Below are 20,006 nucleotides of genomic sequence, written 5' to 3'. Positions count from 1 at the left end.
AGATGAAGCGTTGGATCCTTCTCGCGACCCTGCTCTGCTCGGTTGCGGCCCTGGCGCAGCTGGCGTGCGGCTCGGTCTCGACCCGCGTGATGCGCACGGTGCTCGAGCGCAACATGGCGGGAGACGCGGTGGACGATCTCCCCGACGGCCTGCACGTGGGGCTTTGTGGTGCGGGAGGGCCCCTGCCGTCGGAGGAACGCTCCGGGCCGTGCGTGGCGGTCGTGGCCGGTGAGCGGATCTTCATCATCGACGCCGGGACCGGCGGCGTGCGCAACCTGCAGCGCTTGTTCCGCTGGGGGCCGGGTCGCATCCAGGCGGTCTTCCTCACCCATTTCCACAGCGACCACATCGATGGACTCGGCGAGCTGGGGATGCAGCGTTGGGTCAACGGAAGCCACACGTCCCCGCTTCCCGTCTACGGCGGCCCGGGTGTCGAGCAGATCGTGAACGGTTTCAACATGGCCTACGCCCAGGACGCGGTGTATCGCACGGCGCATCACGGGGAGGCGGTCGTGCCATCCTCGGGTACCGGCCTGAGCGCGCGCGGGTTCGAGCTGCCGCCGCCGGGTGAGACCGTCGTCGTCTACGAGGACGACGGATTGCAGGTGCGCGCCTTCGCCGTCCAACACGCGCCGGTCGAGCCGGCGGTGGGGTACCGCTTCGACTATCGCGGTCGTTCGGTTGCGATCAGCGGCGATACCACGCGCTCGGAGAGCCTGATCCAGGCCAGCCAGGGCGTCGACCTGCTCGTGCACGAAGCGCTCTCGTTCGAGCTGGTCGGGATCATGCAGGAGGCGGCCGAGGCCGCGGGCAACGAGGCCATCGCGAAGATCGCGGTGGACATCCTCGACTACCACGCCGACCCGGCGCAGGTGGCCGAGGTCGCGACCGCCGTCGGGGCGGGGCATCTGCTCTTCTACCACGTGGTGCCGCCGCTGCCGCTCCCCGGGCTCGAGGGCATCTTCCTCGAGGGCGTCTCGGACAACTACGACGGCGGCGTCACGCTGGGCCGCGACGGATCGTGGATCTCGCTGCCGGCGGGCGTCGAGGACATCGACGTGATGGCCGACTGAGCCGGGGTTCGCGCCGCGCGCCTGGGTCCGATATCGACACGGAACATGACAGTATGCGATGATCCCGCGGCGCCCGTGGGGGAGTGCAGGAGAACATCATGAAGCTAGGACTGGGAGCGATCGCCTTCGGACCCAAGGCGAAGGTCAACCTCGAACTGATCCAGCGCGCCGAGTCCCTCGGCTTCGACTCGGCCTGGACCGCCGAGGCCTACGGCAACGACGCCGCCACGACGGCCGCCTGGGTCCTGGCGCACACCACGAAGATCCGCGCCGGCTCTTCGATCATGCAGATGCCCGCGCGTACGCCGGCCATGACCGCGATGACGGCCATGACCCTCGACCATCTCTCGGGCGGTCGCTTCATCCTCGGCCTCGGACCCAGCGGCCCGCAGGTGGTGGAAGGCTGGCACGGCGTGCCCTACGGCAAGCCGCTCACGCGCACGCGCGAGTACATCCAGATCGTTCGCCAGATCCTCGCGCGCGAGAAGCCCGTCGAGTTCCACGGCGAGCACTACGACATCCCCAACAACGGCCCGGGCACCACCGGTCTCGGCAAGCCGCTGAAGAGCATCCTGCACGGGGACCCGCAGATTCCGATCTACACCGCGTCGATCTCGCCGAACGGCCTGCGCTGCGCGGGCGAGGTGGCCGACGGCGTCTTCCCGATGATGTGTGACCCGGAGAAGGTCGATACGACCTATCTGCCGTACATCGAAGAGGGCTTCAAGAAGGCCGGCGGCGGCAAGAGCCTCGAGAACTTCAACATCGTGCCCGGCGTGACCGTCGTGATCAGCGACGACGTCGAGAAGGCGCGCATGCCCGTCAAGGGCAACCTGGCCCTCTACGTCGGCGGCATGGGCGCGCGCGACAAGAACTTCTACAACGACCTGGCCAAGCGCCTCGGCTACGAAGAGGCGGCCGTGAAGATCCAGGACCTCTTCCTCGACGGGAAGAAGGCCGAGGCGATGGCCGCCGTCCCCGACGAGCTGGTCGACGCCGTGCACCTGGTGGGCCCGGCCGATCGCATCCGCGAGCGCCTGCAGGCCTGGAAGGAAGCCGGGAAGAAGCGCTGGGTCGAGACGATGAACATCGGCACGAGCCAGCCCGAGGCACTCGAGCTGGTCGCCGAAGAGCTCCTCTAGTGAACACCGCCGCGCGGCTCGACGGGAAGGTCGCGCTCGTCACCGGCGGCTCGCGCGGGATCGGCAAGGGAATCGCCAAGGCGTTCGCCGATGCGGGCGCCCAGGTGATGATCACGTCGCGCAAGGCCGAGTCGTGCGAGGCTGCGGCGAAGGAACTCGGCGACTCGGTTCACTGGGAAGCGGGTCACATCGGCAAGAACGAGGATGCCGAGCGCGTGATCGGCGCGACCGTCGACAAGCTCGGCGGTCTCGACATCCTGGTGAACAACGCTGCGACCAACCCCTACGCCGGCCCGACCATCGACGTCGACCGCGCCCGCTGGGACAAGACCTTCGAGGTGAACCTCACCGCCCCGATGTTCTGGACCCAGCTGGCCTGGAACACCTGCATGAAGGAGCAGGGGGGTGCGGTCATCCACATCTCGAGTGTGGGCGGCCTCTCCACGAACCCGATCCTCGGCGTCTACGACGTCACGAAGGCCGCGCTGATGCACCTGACGAAGCAGCTCGCGGCCGAGCTGGCCCCGAAGGTGCGCGTCAACTGCATCGCGCCCGGTCTGGTGAAGACCGACTTCGCGAAGGCGCTCTGGGAAGGCGGCAAGGGCGAGCAGGTGGCCCAGCAGTACCCGCTGGGTCGCCTCGGCGAACCCGAGGACATCGGTGCCGCCGCGCTCTACTTCGCGAGCGACGCCAGCCGCTGGGTGACGGGCCAGACCCTGGTGCTCGACGGCGGTGGTCTGATCGGCTTCCGCAAGATCGGCTGATCGGTCGCAGACCTCGGGCCCCGACAGCGGGTGTCCGGACCTGGACAGCGAATGGACGGCGGCGCGTTTCCCCGGGCAGCGGGGGGCTCCGCCGTTTTCGCTGTGTGCGCGCACACTTCCGCGCCCTCCACAGCCTTGGCACGCGATCTGCTCTGGGGGACGGCACACCTCGAAGGAGATCGTCCATGTCTGGCATCGTTCGACGTCTGACCCTCGGCTTCTCGATTGCTGCGCTGCTCTTCGCGTCGCGCGCGGGCGCCGTCCCGGATTCCCAACCCCCGCTACCGACGCCCGCTCCCCAGGAGCAGGGGCTCGACCTCTGGCCCCTGGTCGTCGCCACCGAAGACGAGAAGTCGCTCCTCTACCCGCTCTTCGTGCACGAGGACGACTTCACCCTCGTCTTTCCCGTCTATGCGCGCACCCGCGACGGGCGCGACCACCACGTGCTCTGGCCCCTCGTGAAGTGGAGTGACGACGGGCTCGAGCGTGCGGCTCCGTTCTGGTTCCGCTCGCCCCAGGGCGAGTTCCTGTTCTTCCCGTTCTTCTATCAGAGCGACCGCTACACGGTCTGGCTGCTGCCCCCGACCTGGGTGGCGAAGGACCGGCCCTTCTCGGCGATGTTTCCTCTCTATGTGCGGGCGGACGACACGCTCTACACCCTCCCGAATCTGCGCATCGTCGACGGCCCGGGCGAAGACCTGCGCGTCACCTCGTTCGGCCTCTTCGACTGGAAGCGCGACGGCGACGCCCGCTCGGTCGAGGTCGCCCTGCTCGCCGGCGCAGAATGGGGTGGTGAGCGCCGCAGTGCGCGGTTCCTCCCGCTGTTCCAGATCGAGGAGAGCGCCGACGCCTCTCGCGGCCATGCGGGGCTCGTGTACTGGTCCCGCAGCGCGGCGCACAGCGCGCGCGGCGTGGCGCCGCTCTTCATGCACCGTCGCACGACGCGCCCCGACGGCGCTTCCGACGACGCCCTGCGCATCCTGTGGCCCGCCTACACCCGCACCAAAGCGGTCGACGCCGAGGGTGGCCTGATCTCGCGGAACCGGCGCTTCCTGCTCTTCGGCGACGAACGCGCCGCCGACGGCACCCGCACGCTGCGCTTCCTGGGCCTGCCGATCTGGGAGCGGACGTGAGGACGAGACGCGGTGGGGCTTCCACCGAGATCACTCGGAAGCGGCGCTAGTCCACCGGTTCGCGCGGGAACCGAGCGAGCACCTCGTGCACCACCTTCGCCGCGGCCTGGGGCTGGCTCGACTCGGAGACGACGTCGATCTGCCCCACGCCCTGCCAGAGCACGTCGCCCGTTTTCGCATCGAGCACGTCGATCTCGATCGTCTTCTCCGTGTACGCCTGGAGCGTCCCGAAGTCGCCGCCTTCGGCATTCGGGACGCTCGCGATGCGCTCTCGCGGTTCCCGGTTCGTGCGGTACGCGATCTTCACCTCGGCCTCCCCGAGCGGCACGTCGCGCAGGCCGCGGTCCGCGAGCTCCGAGCGCAGCGTCGACTCGATGCGCTTCGTGACGGCCGGCGGCGGCGGGGATTCTACGGGGGCGAGCGCGAAGGTCTGAGCGGCCGCGAGCCGCTCGACGGCCCCTTCGGTCACCTCGACCCGCACCGGAGCCTGGATGCAGGCAGCCCACAGGAGCGCGACCCCCGCGAACGCGAGCAGCTGCCGGAAGCGACGTGCTGCAGATGCCACGGGGTTTCGCATGCGCCCGAGCGTAGCGACCGTGCCCGCTCGCTCCACGATGGGGTCCGGTGTGCGCCGCGGGTTCGCTAGCTCCGCACCTGGCCGCCGACGCCGCGCGCCGTGAAGAGCGGCAGGTCCAGCGTCGAGACGACGCCCGGCGCGTGCGCGACCACGGTCGGGATCGCATTCACCACGCGCATCGCCGTCCCCAGGATGCCCGCCGTGTTGTGGTCGCCGTCTTCGCCCACCGGTTCGATCTCGCAGGTGAGGGACGGGGAGCCGACGACCTCGATCTTGTAGCCCGAGTGCTTGTCGCCCGAGAGACGATCCCACTGGGGCCCGATGTCCTGGCGCAGCCGATTCACGTGGGCGGCGACGAGGGCGGGTTCGCCGTCGACGATGCCCTGCACTTCGAAGCGCACGCCGGCGCAGGTTCCCTTCTCGATCTTGCCCATGGCGGTCTCGAAGCTCTCCGGCGCCGGCAGACGCTCGTGCTCTTCGCGAATCTCGTCGAGGGAGACGCCCAGGGCGTCGGCGAGCATGAGCACCATGCAACCCCAGCCACCCTTGAGCATGCCCGGCTGAAGCAGCGGCGCTTCGTAGTCGAGGGGACGTCCGTAGCCGAAGAAGACGCCGGTGAAGCCCGGGTCCTCGTAGGTCGAGTAGTCCATGCACTCGGTCACCCGGATGCGATCGACGCGTTCACAGGTGCTCGCGAGCGCGAGCGGGATCACGTCGCCCGACCAGCCCGGGTCGAAGCCCGAGGTGTAGAAGGTCGAGCCGCCCTCCTCGCAGGCCGCCTGCAGGGCGTCGCGCAGCTTCGGGGAGAAGCCCGGGTAGCAGAGAGAGACGAGCGAGGTGTTCACCACGTTCTTCCCGGACCGCAGGATCCGGGAGAGGTCTTCGATCGTCTCGCGGATGCGGGTCTCGCCCTGGGCCATGTAGCAGACGCAGTCTGCGTCCATCGCGAGCAGGGCATCCACGTCGCCGGTGGCGGTGACGCCCGTCGGCGTGTCCAGGCCGGCGAGGGTGGCTGCGTCGACGCCGTGCTTCTCGGTCGAGTGGGCGTGGACGCCGACGAGCTCGAGATCGGGGTGACGCACGATGCCGCGAATCGCGGGACGACCGGCGTTGCCCGTGGACCACTGGATGACGCGCAACGGACGCGCGGGGGGATGCTGCATGGGGGACTCCTGGGTGGGCCGCCAAGCTTGCCACAACGGGCGTCGGTGCGCGGTTCGGCCCACCTGACCTCCCGCGTTCAGCCCGCCATGTCTGAACTGGGCTCCGTGCGCAGCGCGAGCAGAGCCGGCAGCAGCACGAGGTTCGAGAGGACGGTCAGGACCATTCCGATCGAGAGCAGGATGCCCAGGCCCGCCATCCCTACGTGGGACGAGAGTCCCAGGCTGCCGAAGCTGATCGTCGTGGTGAGCGCGCTGTAGAAGACCGCGCGCGCGGTGGTCGTGCCGAGCAGGCCCTCGGCCGAGTCGAGTTCGCGGGAGCGGTGCACGAGGTGGATGCCGCTGTCGACACCGATGCCGAACATCAGCGGGATCACGATCACGTTCACGAAGTTGAAGCTGATCCCGAGCAGGCCCATCGTGGCCACCGAAAGAACAGCCGAGAGGAAGAGCGGAGCCAGCACCAAGAAGGTGTCGTCCCAGCGGCGCCACAGCCAGAAGAGCAGGACGCCGATGCAGAGCACCGCCGAGCCCAGCGCCTGCAGGAACGAGCGCTTCGTCGCCTCTTCGAAGGCGAGCAGGTTGTAGGCGATGCCATTCGCGCCGGGCGCGACGTCGGCCACCGCCTCGGTGAACGCGCGCATCGCGTTCTCCTCACGCAGGTTTGCTTCCGGAAAGATCTGGACGCGTGCCTGGCCATCGGGGGCCACCAGGCGCTCGCGCAGCTCGCGCGGCAGGCTCTCGAGGCTCACCGCTTCGGGTTCGAGGGCGAGGCGCAGACGCTCGAGCTGGCGATCGAGGTTGGCCAGTAGCAGCGTCTCGAGCCGGGCGAGCGCCGCTTCCGGGTTTCCGTCGGCGTCCACACGCTCCAGGAACTCGGCGAGATGGCGACGCAGCTTCTGGATGCTGGCTGCGAGCACGCCCGAGTCGGCGGACGAACGCTCCTCGAGGAACGCGTGCAGGTCGCGGAGGGCCTCCACCTGGCTCTCGGTGCTCGGCGCCGGCCCGGGCAGAGCCTCGCCGGGGCTCTCGAGCAGGAAGGCGAGGTCGAAGAGGAGTTCGCGTTTCTCTTCCTGATCGGCCGGGACATAGCTCGCGAGGGTCGTCGCGCGCGCCACCGGCGCCAGCCCTTCGAGCTCCTGGCCCAGCGCGACGGCGGCATCGAGATCCGCGGCCACCGCATCGACGTACCAGGGTGAGGCCGCACCGCTGGCGTCCAGCAGATCGTTGAAGGCCTGCACCGACTCGGTGTCCGGATCGCGCATGTCGATCACGTTGGGGTCGAAGCGCGCCGACGGGATCGCGGCGAGCCCCGCGACGAAGAGCGCCGCCGCGATCCAGCGCACGGCCCGCGCACGGCGCACCACTGCCGTCCCCAGGTCCATCTCGAACTGGAGCGGCGCCGAGATCGGCCGTTCGCCGCGCAGCGCGAGCCAGGAGGACAAGAGCGCGGGGAAGAACGTGAAGGTGAGGAAGGAGACCGCGATCATGCTCGAACCCGCGATCACCCCGAGCTCGGCCACGCCGACGTAGTCGGTGGGGGCGAACACGAAGAAGCCGATGGCAGTGGTGATCGTGCAGAGCACGAGCGAGCTGCCGACGTCGCGGGTCGCGCCGCGCAGGGCGTCCGCGTGGGGCTCGCCGTCGCGCAGGCGCTGGGCGTACCGCATGCCCAGATGGATCGCGAAGTCGACGCCGAGCCCGATGAACAGGATCGCGACCGAGAGCGAAACCACCGTCAGGTGCCCGACCGTCGCAGCGGCGATCGCGGCGGCCCACACCAGGCCCACCAGCAGCGTCGCGATGGCCGCGATGGTGAGCTTCCACGAGCGCAGCGCGGCGTAGAGCACGAACACCACGAACACGAAGCAGAAGACGCCGCCGAGCCCGACGTCCCAGGCGATGCCGACCATCTCCTCGAAGTTGAGGGCCGGGTTGCCGGTGACCCGCACCTGAACGCCGTGCTCCGCGTCCCAGCCGCCGGCGAGGGCTTCGCCGTGGATCTGACCGACGGCGGCCGCGGCCGCGAAGGGGCTGCTGAAGTCGAGGGCAGCGTGGACGATCAACACGTGGCGCTTCGTCGTTTCGAGGGCCGAGCCGCGCGCCAACACCTCGGTCCACGAGATGGCCACCGGGTACTCGCGGTAGACGTCGACGGTGGCCTGGGAGACGCGGTCGAGGACGGCGCTCCATTCGGTGGCCTGGGTGGTGTCCGGGCTCTGATCTTCGAGGGCCCGCAGGCCCCGTCGTACCAGCTTCGAGAGGCTGGCGATCGACGGGTCCTGTTCGAGGGTTGCGAGGATCGGCTGCAGGCCGGCGAGCCGGTCCGAGAACTCCTCCAGGTCTTCGACGCTGCGGTAGAGCAGGCCGTGGCGTCCGAAGAACTCCCCCCCACCGGGGCGATAGACGGCCTGGAAGTCGTCGGGGCGCGCGGCCAAGCGCGCTTCGAGATCTTCGGCGGCTTCGCGTGCCAGTTCCGGCGTGGCGCCGTCCACCACGACGAAGAGCGCACTCTCGAGGTTCGGGAAGAGCTCGGCGAACGCGGCGTGGTTGCGCCGCGCGGGGATGTCCTCGGAGAGCAGGGCCAGGTTGTCCGAGTTGATACGAAGGCCGAAGGCCGCGTAGACGCCGAGGACCACGGTGGCGAGCAGACACGCCCAGACGACGGCGACTGCCCGTTCTCGGACGCCGTCGACCCAACCGGCCAGCCGGACGCCGAGCCAGGCGTCGAGTTGGCTCATCAACGCGAGGGTCCCCCTTGGTGCACCGTCACGGCGGCCCGGGCATCACCCGGTCCCGGACCACGATGGCGCGACCGCGGAAGAGTACCCGCGTCGCTCTTGCAGACCAGGGAGGCGGGTCTCGCGGTTCTCGGACCGTGCGAGGGCGAGGTGGGCTCAGCTCGCGGGGACCGCCACCACCTTCGTCTCGAGGTACTCCTCGAAGCCGGCGACGCCGTTCTCGCGTCCCAGCCCGCTCTGCTTGTAGCCGCCGAAGGGCGTATCCACGTGGAACCACTGGGCGCCGTTCACGCTGATCGTGCCCGTGCGGACCTGTCGCGCGACGGCGAGCGCCCGGTCCGCGTCGGCCGAGTGCACCGCGCCGGACAGCCCGTACTCGGACTGGTTCGCGATGCGCACCGCGTCGGCGTCGTCGTCGTAGGGGATCACGCAGAGGACCGGGCCGAAGATCTCTTCCTGGGCGATCGTGCTGGCGGGGTCGACGTCGGCGAAGAGCGTGGGCTCGATGAAGAAGCCCTTCTCGAGGTGCTTCGGGATGCCGCCGCCCACCAGCAGCTTCGCGCCGTCGCGCTTCCCCTTCTCGATGTACTCGAGCACCCGCTCCTGCTGGCGACGGCTGACCTGCGGTCCCTGCATGTTGGCCGGGTTCTTCGGGTCGCCGTAGTTCCAGTTCTCGAAGGCCTGCTTCACGAGCGCCAGGCCCTCGTCGTAGCGCGAGCGCGGCAGCAGCAGGCGCGTCGTGATGGCGCAGCCCTGTCCACCGTGGGTGCAGGTGAAGGCCGTGCCCGGGAGGACGGCTTCGAAGGCCGCGTCGTCGAGCACGATGTTCGCGGACTTGCCGCCGAGCTCGAGGAAGACCTTCTTCACCGTCGGCGCGGCGCATTCCATGATGCGGCGGCCGGTGGCGGTGGAGCCGGTGAAGGTCACGACGTCGATGCGCGGGTCGGTCGACAGGATCTCGCCGGTGAGATGGTCGGCCGAGCTCACGATGTTCACGACGCCGGCCGGAATGTCGGTGTGCTCGGCGAGCAGCTTGCCGAGGTGGGTGCCGCTCCAAGGCGTGTCGGGGGCGGGCTTCAACACGAGGGTGCAGCCCGATGCCAGGGCCGGGCCGATCTTCGCGATGTTCAGGTAGAGCGGGACGTTCCAGGGCGTGATGGCGCCGACCACGCCGGCCGGCTCGCGCAGCAGGATGCGCCCCTGCGGATTGCCGCCGAACATCACGTTCTCCATCCGCTCTTCGTAGCGGTAGCTCTCCGCGAGATCGGCCCAGTACGACATCATCTCGATCGGATCGTCGACGTGCATGAAGCCCGTCAACGACACCGGTGCGCCCGCCTCGTGCACGACGATGCTGCGGAGCTGTTCCTTGTCGGCGAGCATGGCTTCGTAGAGCTGGCGAAGGCAGCGCGATCGGAAGCTCGCGTCGCGCGACCAGTCGGTCTCGTCGAAGCTGCGCCGCGCCGCGGCCACCGCGCGCAGCATGTCGTCCTTCGTGCCGTCGGCGCAGGTCCCGAGCACTTCTTCGGTGCTGGGATCGACGTTCTCGAAGGTGTTGCCGTTGCTCGCGGCGGTGAGCTCGCCGTCGATCAGATTGCGGGTCTCGGGAGCCAGGGGGGCCAGGGCCATGGGGATCTCCAGTGACAGTCGGCGCAGGGGTGGCGCGCCGCCCATCCTACCGAAATTTACATTGCGGGCATAATGTAATTCTTCGCTGCGCCTCGTTCTGCTATGTCGGGTCCGTGTCCGAGGTCCACGGTCGTTTCGAGCCGCGCTTCGCCGCGGTCCGCGATGCCTTTGCCCAGAACCTTCCCGAAGAGGTCGGGGCCGCGTGCTGCGTCTATTGGCGTGGTGCACCCGTCGTCGATGTCTGGGGCGGTCTCGCCGATCGCGACAGCGGGGCGCCCTGGCAGGAAGACACCGCCGGGATCGTCTTCTCCACCACCAAGGGACTGACCGCGACGCTGGTGCACCGTCTCGTCGAGGGGGGCGTGCTCGACCTCGACACGCCGGTCGCCGCCCTCTGGCCCGAGTTCGCGGCCGAGGGGAAGGGCGGGATCCTGCTGCGCGACGTGCTCACCCACCGCGCCGGGCTCGCCGCCGTCGACGGGAATCTCACCCTCGAAGACGTTCTGGCGTGGCAGCCGGTCTGCGACGCGATCGCGGCCCAGAAGCCGAACTGGGAACCGGGCACGGCCCACGGCTACCACGCGCGCAGCTTCGGCTGGATCCTCGGCGAATGCGTGCGGCGCGCGACCGGGAAGACGCTGGGCCAGGTGTTCGCGGAAGAAGCGGCGGCTCCCCTCGGTCTCGACTTCTGGATCGGGCTGCCCGACGCGGAGCAAGCGCGCGTCGCCACCCTCTACGGCCCGCCCGAACCGACCGATCCGAAGCTCATCGCCCTGCGCGAGAAGTTCATGGGGCCCGAGACCCTGCTCGGCCGCGTGCTCAGCGGACCCTCCAACCTGTTCCAGTACGGTCCGATGTGGAACGAGCCCGCCGTGCGCGCTGCCGAGATGCCCTCGTCGAACGGCATCGGGACCGCGCGCGCGCTGGCGCGCTTCTACGCGGCGGTCATCGGAGAGATCGACGGCACGCGGCTCTTGTCGTCCGCGTCGGTGGACCGGGCGCGCGCGGAACAGGCGTCGGGGGACGACGCCGTGATTCCGCTTCCGACGACCTTCGGCCTCGGCTTCATGCTGCCCCCGACCCTGGGCGTGGCGTGCCCGGAGGGCAGCTTCGGTCACCCGGGTGCTGGCGGATCGCTGGCCTTCGCCGACCCCGAGCGCGAACTCGCCTTCGGTTACGTGATGAACCAGATGCAGACCGGCATCACTGGCGACCCGCGCAGCGAGCGGTTGGTCGAGGCGCTCTACGCCAGTATCGATTGACGCCTGCCCCGGTCGCCGAGCGCGAGGCTCAGGGTTCGATCAGCACCTTGCCAGCGACGTTCGGATCGCGCGCCGTGTCGAGGGCCTGGGTGTAGTCGGCAAGACCGAAGCGGTGCGTGATCGCCGGGGAGAGGTCCACCTCGGAGAGCATGCGCACCATGTCTCCGTAGTCTTCGGGGTAGGCGATCGAGCCGGCGATGGTCAGCTCCTTCGCCATCACGCTCATCAGATCGAGGGTGCGGGGCTGGCGGTGGAGCGCGACCAACGAGATCGCCGCACCGGGGCGGGCCTGGGCGAGGATGTCCTGGAGCACTGCTTCCGAGCCCGTCGCCTCGATGTACGCATGGCTTCCGGTGGTGGGCACGACGTCCATGAAGAACGCCTTCCCGTGGAGCTTCCGGAGACGCTTCCAGAGGTCGCCGTCGTCGGGGTTCAGCAAGAGGCTGGCGCCGAGCTTCTCGGCGATCCCGAGCCGGTGGGGCGACAGGTCGACGATCGCGACGTCGTCGAAGCCCCGGTATTTGAGGACGGCCAGCGACATCAAGCCGATCGGACCGGCGCCGAAGATCGTCACCTGGTCGCCGGGCGACACGCCCGCGCGCTCTACGGCGTGCATGCCGACGCCGAGAGGCTCGGCGAGAGCCGCGCGGTCGAAGGGCAGATCCTCGGGAATCGGAAACAGCACGCTGCCGTCGTCGACGTTGCGCACCAGCACCTCGGGCGCGTAGGCGCCTTCGCCTCCACCGCTGCCGATCGCGTTCGATGCCGCGATGGGATTGACCACGACGCGGGTGCCCGGCGGGAAGCGACGGACCTCGCTGCCGACGCGATCGACGACGGCCGAGAATTCGTGACCCAGCGGCATCGGCTCGGGCGTAGGCCCGGCCATGCCGCCGATCTTGATGTAGCCGAGGTCGCTGCCGCAGATCCCGCAGGCCTGGACGCGCACGACCGCGTCGCGGGGGCCCGGCTCGGGCGTCGGGACGTCGTCGAGCTGCACTTCGCCCGGCGCGTGGATTCGTACTTGTTGCATGACCTCTTCTCCCGTCGCGGCGCCGGCAGGGCTCCGTCGCGTGCGCGTACGCGCACGCACATGGACGCGTCGGAAAGGTATCACGTAGACTGCTCGCCCCGGCCGAGAACCGACACAGGAGTCCCCCGATGCCTCTCGATCTCTTGGTTCGCGGCGGTAGCGTCGTCGACGGTACGGGCCTGCCGCCCTTCACGGCCGACGTCGGCATTCGCGACGGGCGCGTGGCGGCCATCGGCCGCATCGACGAGAGCGCCACCCGCGTCGTCGACGCCGACGGTCTGTGCGTAACGCCGGGCTTCATCGACGTGCACACCCACTACGACGTGCAGCTCGACTGGGACCCGACCGCGTCGCCGTCGATGCAGCACGGCGTCACGACCGTGCTGACCGGCAACTGCGGCTTCACCCTGTATCCGGCGAAGCCCGAGGACGTCGGTTGGTTGGCCGGGATGCTCACGCGCGTGGAAGGCATGTCGGCCGAAGCGATGAAGGAGGGCTTCCGCTTCACCGGGGGCGGCTTCGCCGATTTCTGGAAGCGCCTCGAAGGCAAGATCGCGCTGAACGTGGGCGGCTACGTCGGCCACTGCGCGGTCCGCCGTTTCGTGATGGGCGACGATGCCTCCGAACGCACGGCGAACCCGGACGAGATCGTGCAGATGCAAGAGCTCGTGCGCCAGGCGATGCGCGAAGGCGCGGTCGGCTTCTCCACGTCGCAGCTCGACCTGCACGTCGGCGCCGACGGTCGCGGGGTGCCTTCGAACTTCGCGAGCCCCGAAGAGCTGGTCGCGCTGGCCTCGGTGCTCGCCGAGTTCACCCATGGGGTGATCGAGATCATTCCGCGCAGCCACGGCGAAGGGCACGATGAAGCCGACCGTGCGCTCGTCCTCGAGATGGCCCGGGTGTCCGGCAAGGCGATCGAGCTCGGTCCGCTGGCGCCGACGCCGGAGCAGCCGATGGGCTGGCAGAACACGCTGTCCTTCGTGCGTGAGGCGCGCGAGCAGGGGTTGCGTCTGCATCCCCAGTTCATGAGTCAGCAGATGGGGTTGCATCTGCGGCTCTCGGACACCTTCGTGTTCGACGAGATGCCGGCCTGGCTCGAAGCCCTCACCGGCACCAACGAGGAGCGCTGCCGCGCCCTCGCCGACCCGGAGCGCCGCCAGCGCATGCGCGCCGAGCTGGATCTGCCCCGAGCGGCGCCCTTCCAGATCGCCGACCTGGAGCTCGAGCACGTTCGCGATCCCGAGAACCGCGAGATGGTGGGGAAGACGGCGGGCGAGATCGCAGCGGAACGTGGCGCCGATCCGCTAGACGTGTTCCTCGACCTCAGCATCGCGGAAGATCTGTCCACGGCGTGGAAGACGCGCATGGACGACGTCGCGCGCCAGTTCATCGAGCACGTGGTGGGCGAGACGATCGCCGAGCCGCTGGTCATGGCGGGCTCGAGCGATGGTGGCGCCCACCTCGCGAGTTTCGTCGGCGCCGACTACACGACGATGCTGCTCGACACCTGGGTACCCGAGCGCCTGAGCCTCGAGCAGGCGGTGTGGCGACTGGCGGGCATGCCCGCCGCCGTGCACGGCCTGCGCGACCGCGGCGTCCTGCGCGTCGGCGCGAAGGCCGACCTCAACCTGATCGATCGCAGCAAGCTCAGCGCCGGGGCGCATCGCATCGCCTGCGACTTCCCCGCGAACACCGAGCGCTATACGGTGGACGCGGAGGGCTACGAGATGGTCGTGGTGAACGGCGTCCCCGCGATGGAACAGGGGACGCCCACCGGCGCGACGCCCGGCGAGATCCTGCACGGCGCCTGAACCGAGAGAGGCACGCGATGAAGTTCGGACTGTTCGGAATCAACATGGGTCCCTTGGGCGACACCGACGCCATGCTCGCCGTTGCGGAGCACGCCGAGGCGGCGGGGCTCGAGTCGGTGTGGACCGGCGAGCACGTGGTGCTGCCCGACCCCCAGGTACCGCCCTCGCCCGCCAAGCCGGGCACCCCGTTCCTGGACCCCTCGGTGGCGCTCGCGGCCATCGCGGCGCGCACCGAACGCATCCGGCTCGGTACGGGCATCATCATCCTGCCCCAGCGCAATCCGGTCGAGCTCGCGAAGGAGCTGGCGAGCCTGGATCAGGTCTCGCGCGGACGGCTGCTCTTCGGGCTGGGCGCGGGCTACCTCGAGCCCGAGTTCCGCGCCCTCGGCGCGAACTTCCCCGAGCGCGGAGCCGTCACCGACGAGGCGATCGACGTTCTGCGCGCCCTCTGGACCGAGGAGAAGCCCGCGTTCCACGGCAAGCACTACCGGTTCGAGGGCATCGACGCGCACCCGCGTCCCCACCAATCGCCCCACCCGCCGATCATCGTGGGCGGCATGAGCCGAGCCGCGGCGCGCCGCGCTGCGCGTCGGGGCAACGGCTGGTACGGGTTCTTCACCGATCCGGACATCACCGCCCGGAGCCTCGGTTGGATCCGCGAGGCGGTCGACGAAGGCCTGCGCGACGCGAAGCTCGGCGATCTCGAGGTGAGCGTCTCGCCGCCGCCGGATCCGGACGACGCCACCTTCGCGCGCTACGCCGAGCTCGGCGTACATCGGATCGTCGGGGTCAGCACGGCCCGCACGCCGGACGACATGCGACGCTATGTCGACACCCTCGCCGCACAGGCGGAGCGCTTCTAGCGCCTTCCCAGCCTAACGAGCGCTTCCCTAGCGGGAGTCGCCCGCGATGCGCGCCGCGATCTCGGGCGGCGTTTCCAGCCGCAGGCGTCCCTCGTCGTCGAGGGTGGCGAGCGTGGTGTGGCCGCGCGCGGTGCGCTTGTCGTGGGTGAGGTTGCGGATCTCGTAGCGCACGGTGACGCGCCGGGCGTACTCGGAGATCCAGGCGCAGATCTCCACCCGGTCGGCATAGCGCATCGGGAAGCTGTGCCGCACCGCCGAGTCGATTACCACCATCTTGAAGCGGGTGCCGCCGATCTCGCCCGAATCGAGGCCGAGCTTCTGCAGGAGTGCGGTGCTCGCGAGCTCGAAGTACTTCGGGTAGTGGCCGTGCCACACGATGCGCAGGGCGTCGACGTGGTGGAAGGGCACGTCGGTCTCGACGCGCGTCTCGTGCAGTCGGAGACCCGCCCTCACCGGGCGCCGTCCGCGTCCTCGAGCGCGGCGAGCAGACTGCCGTCGCGGTAGTGGTCGAGCACCGTTGCGATGTCGAGGTCCTGGCGCCGGTCCTCCTCGACGGGGGCGACCCACTGGCGGAGCGTGGCGCGTAGCTGGTGAGCCGGGCCAGGCCCGGTGGCGTCGCCGCGCAGCTCGAGCGCCTGGCCGTTCGCCAGCAGCAGCATCGCCGCCGCGGTCTCGGAGAGTTCGAGCACCCGGCGACAGTCGCGCGCCGCGATCGTGCCCATGCTCACCTTGTCCTGGTTGTGCGCTTCCGTGCTGCGGCTGAACGAGGCGGCCGGCATCGTCAGCTTGAGCGCCTCGGCGGCCAGCGCCGACGTCGAGATCTGCAGCGCCTTGAAGCCGTGGGTGCCGGCGGCTCCGGCCGTGAGATTCTCCGGGAGCCCACCGTTCGTCGCCGGGGAGCAGAGGAGCTGCATCTGTCGATCGACGAGGTCGGCGATTCCGGCCACCGCGGCCTTCACCCCGTCCATCGCGAAGGCGATGTGGCCGCCGTAGAAGTTGCCGCCGTGGAAGACGCCGCCGCCGTCCGGGTCGACGATCGGGTTGTCGTTGACACCGTTGAGCTCGATCTCGACCCACTCCTCGGCGAACCGCAGCGCGTCGAGAAGCACGCCGATCACGTGGGGGGCGCAGCGCAGCGAGTAGACGTCCTGCAGCCGCATCGGCTTCCAGGCATCCGCCGGGGCCAGATCCGCGCGAATCCAGGCTGCCGCGCATTCGCTGCCCGGGTGCGGTTTCAGCGCGAAGATCTCGGGCGCGTAGTGGGCCGGGTTGCCCGCGATGGCGCGCACGCTCATCGCCGTCAGCGCGCACGCGAAGCGGGCCAGGCGCCGCGCGCGTTCGAGCGAGAGGGCGGCGAGCGCCGTCATCACGCTCGTCCCGTTCATCAGGGCCAGGCTCTCCTTCGGCTCGAGCGCCAAGGGGTCGAGCCCCTGTGTCTGGTGCGCTTCCGCCGCGTCGACGATCCCGTCACCGACCCAGGCTTCGCGTTCCCCCACGAGCAGCGCGGCGACGTAGGAGAGCGGCGTGAGATCGCCGCTGGCGCCGACCGATCCCTCCTCGGGAATGCGCGGCAGCACGCGGGCGTTCAGCAGCGCGCAGAGCCGCTCCAAGACCTCGGGGCGCACGGCGGAGTAGCCCCGCGCCAGCGACGCGAGTCGCGTCACGACGACGGCCGCCGCCTCTTCCGGGTCGAGCACGCGCCCGGTCCCGACGCCGTGGAAGCGGAGGATGTGGGCCGCGGCCTCTTCCCGTGCGTGGGCCTCGACGTGGGTGCCCTGGCTGGCGCCCACCCCGGTCGTCACGCCGTAGACCTCGCCGCCGTTCTCGAGACGGGACGCGAGAGCCGTGCGTCCGGCCTGCAAGCGCGCGCGGTAGTCGGCGTCGCCAGCAAGAACGACGCGGCGCTCGCCGCGGGCGACCGCGCAGACGTCCGAGAGGCGCACGGCCTCGGTGCCCAGCGTCAGCGGAGACGGGGTGGAGGAGCTTCGGGCTGTGTCGGCCGGCGGGGGAGTTCCGGAGAGTCCTGCGGCCTCGGGCTTACTGGCCATCCTCGTTCGGATCGTAGTCGATGCGCACGACGCGCAGGCGGCCGTTCCAGCGGTGCACGCCGAACACGACGCGGCCCTCGCCCTTGTACTTGTAGTCGACGCGGCGGCCGCTGTCGCTGCCGAAGTACCAGGGGATGAACGCCTTGCCGGTGATGTAGCTGTTGTCCGAGGTGGGGTCGCCCATGATCTTCTCGACTTCGCGAGGGGACATGTTGAGCTGGACGCCGGCCATGCGGTGTCCTGTGGGCGGTGCGACGCCACGCGGCACCGCTTGCTTCGCCGGCTCGGTCGTCTCGCCACCGCCCGATTCGCCTCCGCCTCCACCTCCTCCCGAGGCGCACGCGCCGAGCGCGAGAGCGGCACAGAGAAGCAGGGCGGCGAGGGTCCAGGGGGACAGAGTCGCGCGGAGTCGTCGCATCAGAATTCCTCTCACTCGGTGGGGTCGGTGGTCGAAGGGCTCGGCCCGGGCCCATCACCCGGGCCATCTCCAACCGGCGCGCGCGCGGCGGCTGGCACGTGCGCAGCGTATCAGCCACACCCCGAGGGCGAAACCCGATCCCCTCCGACGGTGGGGGTGGTACCTTCCGCGCCGTGCGTCGCATCTGGTTGCTCCTGCCCCTGCTCTCGATCGGGGTCGCCTGTGCCACTCCCGGCCACTGGGCCGACACCCGCAGCGAGGTGATCGATCCGATCCACGCGCTGCTGCACCACACCTACCCCGAGAGCTACGAGACGATGGACCCGGCGGAGCTGCAAGCCAGCTTCACCGACGCCGAGGCGGCCGCCCCGAGTCTCGCGCTGCTCGCGACCTTCGGGCAGATCGAGCGGGGCAACGGCTACATCGAGTCCGTCGACCTCGAAGCCCAGCCCGTGACCGCCCGCGTGCGCCTGCGGGTCGAAGGCGTCGACGCCGACGGCAAGCCCCGGAGCGTGCGCCAGGAGAAGCGCTTCGAGCTCGCTCGGGGGCCCGACGGCTGGCGGATCGCTCGGGATCTCTCCGATCCCTACGTCGTCGTCCCGGCGCCCAGCGCCCACTTCTTCGACGAAACGCCGCTGCGCGGTCTGTGGTTTCGCCACGAGGGGAAGGACAAGCGCGACCTCCAGGGGCAGCCGCGCCGCTACGTCTATGGTTCGGGGATCGCGGCCACGGATCTCGACGGTGACGGCTGGGACGATCTGATCCTCGCCACCGGAGAACGCATCGAGGTCTACGCGAACGAGGAAGGGCGCTTCCGCTACGCGTCCGAAGACCTGGGCCTCGGGAAGGCGCTTCCCTCCAACGGCTCACGCATCTGGAACGTCGTGGTGCCGGCGGACTTCGACAACGACGGCTACGTCGATCTCTTCGTCGGGGCCGAGTTCGGCCAGCCCCTGCTCCTGCGCGGCAGTGCGGAGGGCTTCCGCGCCGTGACCGACTCCGGTCTCGAGACCAGCGAGCGGACCATCAGCGCGACCGTCGCCGACTTCGATGGCGACGGCCGCCTGGACCTCTACCTCGCGAACCACGAGGACGAGTTCCGCGAGGCGCCGAACCCGCCCTGGTCGAAGAACGCCCACGCCGACCAGCTCTATCGCAACGAGGGCGGGCTGCGCTTTCGCGACGTCACCGAAGAGGCGGGGCTCGGCAATCGCGGCTGGTCGCTGACGCCGGTCGCGGCCGACTACGACGGGGACGGCGACGTCGACCTCTTCGTCGGCAACGACTTCGGCTTCGACGTGCTGTATCAGAACGACGGCGCGGGGCGCTTCTCCGAGGTCAGCGACGACGTCGGGCTCGATCGGCCGGTCGCGAGCATGGGCGCCGACTGGGGCGACTACGACGGAGACGGCGACCTCGACCTCTTCGTCGGCGGGATGTCCTCGAACGCCGGCTGGGTGCTCGAGGCGCCCGACTTCAAGATCCGCAAGGTGCCGGGCTTCGTCGACTGGATGTTTCGCCCCTACGTCCGCGAATACGTGCGCGCCTGGTTCCGCGGCAACCGCTTCTACGAGAACCAGGGCGATGGCACCTTCCGCGAGATCGCCCGCGAGAAGGGCGTCGACGCCCACGGCTGGTCCTGGGCGACGGTCTGGCTCGACTTCGACAACGACGGGCACCTCGATCTCTACGCCCTCAACGGCTTCATCACCGGTGCGCTCGAAGACGACCTCTGAATGGACCTCGTGATCGAGAACGTCGGTCGACGTTCCAACACCTGGGGAGGCGAGGGGGATCCCACCGACGTCGGCGAAGCGTCGCTGAACGGCCGGGAGCGCAACGCGCTCTACTGGAACCGCGGCGATGGCAGCTTCGAAGAGGTCGGACACCTCACCCACGCCGGCCGCATCGAGGATGGACGCGGGGTCGCGGTGGCCGACTTCGATCGCGACGGGCGGCTCGATCTCGCGATCCAGAATCTCGACAAGCCCGCGGTGCTGTTGATGGGCAAGGGCGAGACCGGAAACTGGCTCCAGGTGCGCCTGGAGGGAACGCGGAGCAACCGCGATGCGATCGGGGCCGAAGTCGTCGTCGAGACCGACGGGCGCCGCCAGCTGCGTCAGGTCTCTGCCGGGGCGGGGTTCCTCTCGAGCTCGTCGCGCGTGCTCCATTTCGGCCTCGGCGCCGTCGAGACGATCGAGCGCCTCGAGGTGCGTTGGCCCTCGGGTGAACGCCAGGTCGTCGAAGCGCTCGACGCGAATCAGCAGATCCTGCTGCGCGAAGGCGACGCCCGCGCCACCGCGGCGCGCTAGGGCCGCGGGGAGTCTGGGTAGAGCGGAGTCTGGCTGGCAG

The 20,006-nt window shown here is 69.7% G+C and carries 17 protein-coding genes; 9 read left to right on the top strand and 8 right to left on the bottom strand.

Annotation, left to right across the window (positions count from 1 at the left end):
- Positions 1 to 2: 2 nt before the first annotated feature.
- The 4 genes from AAF430_04125 to AAF430_04110 all read left to right on the top strand — a co-directional run bounded on the left by AAF430_04125 (position 3) and on the right by AAF430_04110 (position 4,112).
- Positions 3 to 1,073: an MBL fold metallo-hydrolase gene (locus tag AAF430_04125; GenBank protein MEM7409407.1), complete on the top strand. Its 1,071-nt coding sequence runs from the start codon at positions 3 to 5 to the stop codon at positions 1,071 to 1,073.
- 98 nt (positions 1,074 to 1,171) lie between these two features.
- Positions 1,172 to 2,215, top strand: coding sequence for an LLM class F420-dependent oxidoreductase (locus AAF430_04120; protein MEM7409406.1), 1,044 nt, complete (start codon positions 1,172 to 1,174; stop codon positions 2,213 to 2,215).
- Complete coding sequence (locus AAF430_04115; protein ID MEM7409405.1) at positions 2,215 to 2,979, top strand: SDR family oxidoreductase; 765 nt, start codon at positions 2,215 to 2,217, stop codon at positions 2,977 to 2,979. Before AAF430_04120 ends, AAF430_04115 begins: the two co-directional genes overlap by 1 nt.
- A gap of 185 nt (positions 2,980 to 3,164) precedes the next feature.
- Positions 3,165 to 4,112 (top strand): hypothetical protein, encoded by a 948-nt coding sequence (locus AAF430_04110; GenBank protein ID MEM7409404.1) that lies wholly within the window; start codon positions 3,165 to 3,167, stop codon positions 4,110 to 4,112.
- A 46-nt stretch (positions 4,113 to 4,158) separates the two neighbouring features.
- On the opposite strand, the gene AAF430_04105 is transcribed toward AAF430_04110, so the two are convergent.
- From AAF430_04105 to AAF430_04090, 4 genes are all read right to left on the bottom strand, one after another.
- A complete protein-coding gene (locus AAF430_04105) occupies positions 4,159 to 4,689 on the bottom strand; it encodes a DUF4136 domain-containing protein (protein ID MEM7409403.1) in 531 nt (176 codons plus the stop codon).
- Between the two features lie 65 nt (positions 4,690 to 4,754).
- The gene (locus AAF430_04100) at positions 4,755 to 5,852 is read right to left on the bottom strand and encodes a diacylglycerol kinase (GenBank protein ID MEM7409402.1); all 1,098 of its coding nucleotides are present in this window, start codon (positions 5,850 to 5,852) and stop codon (positions 4,755 to 4,757) included.
- A 77-nt stretch (positions 5,853 to 5,929) separates the two neighbouring features.
- The gene (locus AAF430_04095) at positions 5,930 to 8,590 is read right to left on the bottom strand and encodes an MMPL family transporter (GenBank protein ID MEM7409401.1); all 2,661 of its coding nucleotides are present in this window, start codon (positions 8,588 to 8,590) and stop codon (positions 5,930 to 5,932) included.
- A gap of 156 nt (positions 8,591 to 8,746) precedes the next feature.
- Entirely contained in the window at positions 8,747 to 10,219 is a 1,473-nt protein-coding gene (locus tag AAF430_04090; protein MEM7409400.1) for an aldehyde dehydrogenase family protein, read from the bottom strand.
- 113 nt (positions 10,220 to 10,332) lie between these two features.
- On the opposite strand from AAF430_04090, the gene AAF430_04085 reads away from it, so the two are divergent.
- Positions 10,333 to 11,481, top strand: a complete 1,149-nt coding sequence (locus tag AAF430_04085; GenBank protein MEM7409399.1) for a serine hydrolase domain-containing protein — start codon at positions 10,333 to 10,335, stop codon at positions 11,479 to 11,481.
- Positions 11,482 to 11,509: 28 nt separating this feature from the next.
- On the opposite strand, the gene AAF430_04080 is transcribed toward AAF430_04085, so the two are convergent.
- A complete protein-coding gene (locus AAF430_04080; protein MEM7409398.1) occupies positions 11,510 to 12,514 on the bottom strand; it encodes a zinc-binding dehydrogenase in 1,005 nt (334 codons plus the stop codon).
- Between the two features lie 128 nt (positions 12,515 to 12,642).
- Between AAF430_04080 and AAF430_04075 the strand changes: the two genes are divergently transcribed.
- Together AAF430_04075 and AAF430_04070 are read left to right on the top strand one after the other, a co-directional pair.
- Positions 12,643 to 14,325 (top strand): amidohydrolase family protein, encoded by a 1,683-nt coding sequence (locus AAF430_04075; GenBank protein ID MEM7409397.1) that lies wholly within the window; start codon positions 12,643 to 12,645, stop codon positions 14,323 to 14,325.
- A gap of 17 nt (positions 14,326 to 14,342) precedes the next feature.
- Entirely contained in the window at positions 14,343 to 15,188 is an 846-nt protein-coding gene (locus AAF430_04070; GenBank protein ID MEM7409396.1) for an LLM class F420-dependent oxidoreductase, read from the top strand.
- A gap of 27 nt (positions 15,189 to 15,215) precedes the next feature.
- Here the strand turns inward: AAF430_04070 and AAF430_04065 are convergent, their stop codons facing one another.
- Genes AAF430_04065 through AAF430_04055 form a run of 3 tightly spaced genes read right to left on the bottom strand, consistent with a single transcriptional unit; the run spans position 15,216 to position 17,654 of the window.
- A complete protein-coding gene (locus AAF430_04065; GenBank protein ID MEM7409395.1) occupies positions 15,216 to 15,641 on the bottom strand; it encodes an acyl-CoA thioesterase in 426 nt (141 codons plus the stop codon).
- On the bottom strand, positions 15,638 to 17,236 hold the full coding sequence (locus AAF430_04060; protein MEM7409394.1) for an aromatic amino acid ammonia-lyase: 1,599 nt from the start codon (positions 17,234 to 17,236) through the stop codon (positions 15,638 to 15,640). The genes AAF430_04065 and AAF430_04060 overlap by 4 nt, the downstream gene beginning before the upstream one ends.
- Positions 17,226 to 17,654 carry a hypothetical protein gene (locus AAF430_04055; protein MEM7409393.1) on the bottom strand — a complete coding sequence of 143 codons (429 nt, stop codon included), beginning with the start codon at positions 17,652 to 17,654 and terminating at the stop codon, positions 17,226 to 17,228. Before AAF430_04055 ends, AAF430_04060 begins: the two co-directional genes overlap by 11 nt.
- A gap of 173 nt (positions 17,655 to 17,827) precedes the next feature.
- Here AAF430_04055 and AAF430_04050 point away from each other — a divergent pair, with 173 nt between their 5' ends.
- Together AAF430_04050 and AAF430_04045 are read left to right on the top strand one after the other, a co-directional pair.
- On the top strand, positions 17,828 to 19,390 hold the full coding sequence (locus tag AAF430_04050; GenBank protein ID MEM7409392.1) for a VCBS repeat-containing protein: 1,563 nt from the start codon (positions 17,828 to 17,830) through the stop codon (positions 19,388 to 19,390).
- Entirely contained in the window at positions 19,391 to 19,966 is a 576-nt protein-coding gene (locus AAF430_04045) for a CRTAC1 family protein (GenBank protein ID MEM7409391.1), read from the top strand.
- The last annotated feature ends 40 nt before the right edge of the window (positions 19,967 to 20,006 follow it).

This window comes from Myxococcota bacterium (genome assembly GCA_039030075.1).
GTDB lineage: Bacteria > Myxococcota_A > UBA9160 > UBA9160 > SMWR01 > JAHEJV01.
The sequence above is the reverse complement of the archived record's forward strand: the minus strand, read 5'-3'. Positions and strand labels throughout refer to the sequence as shown.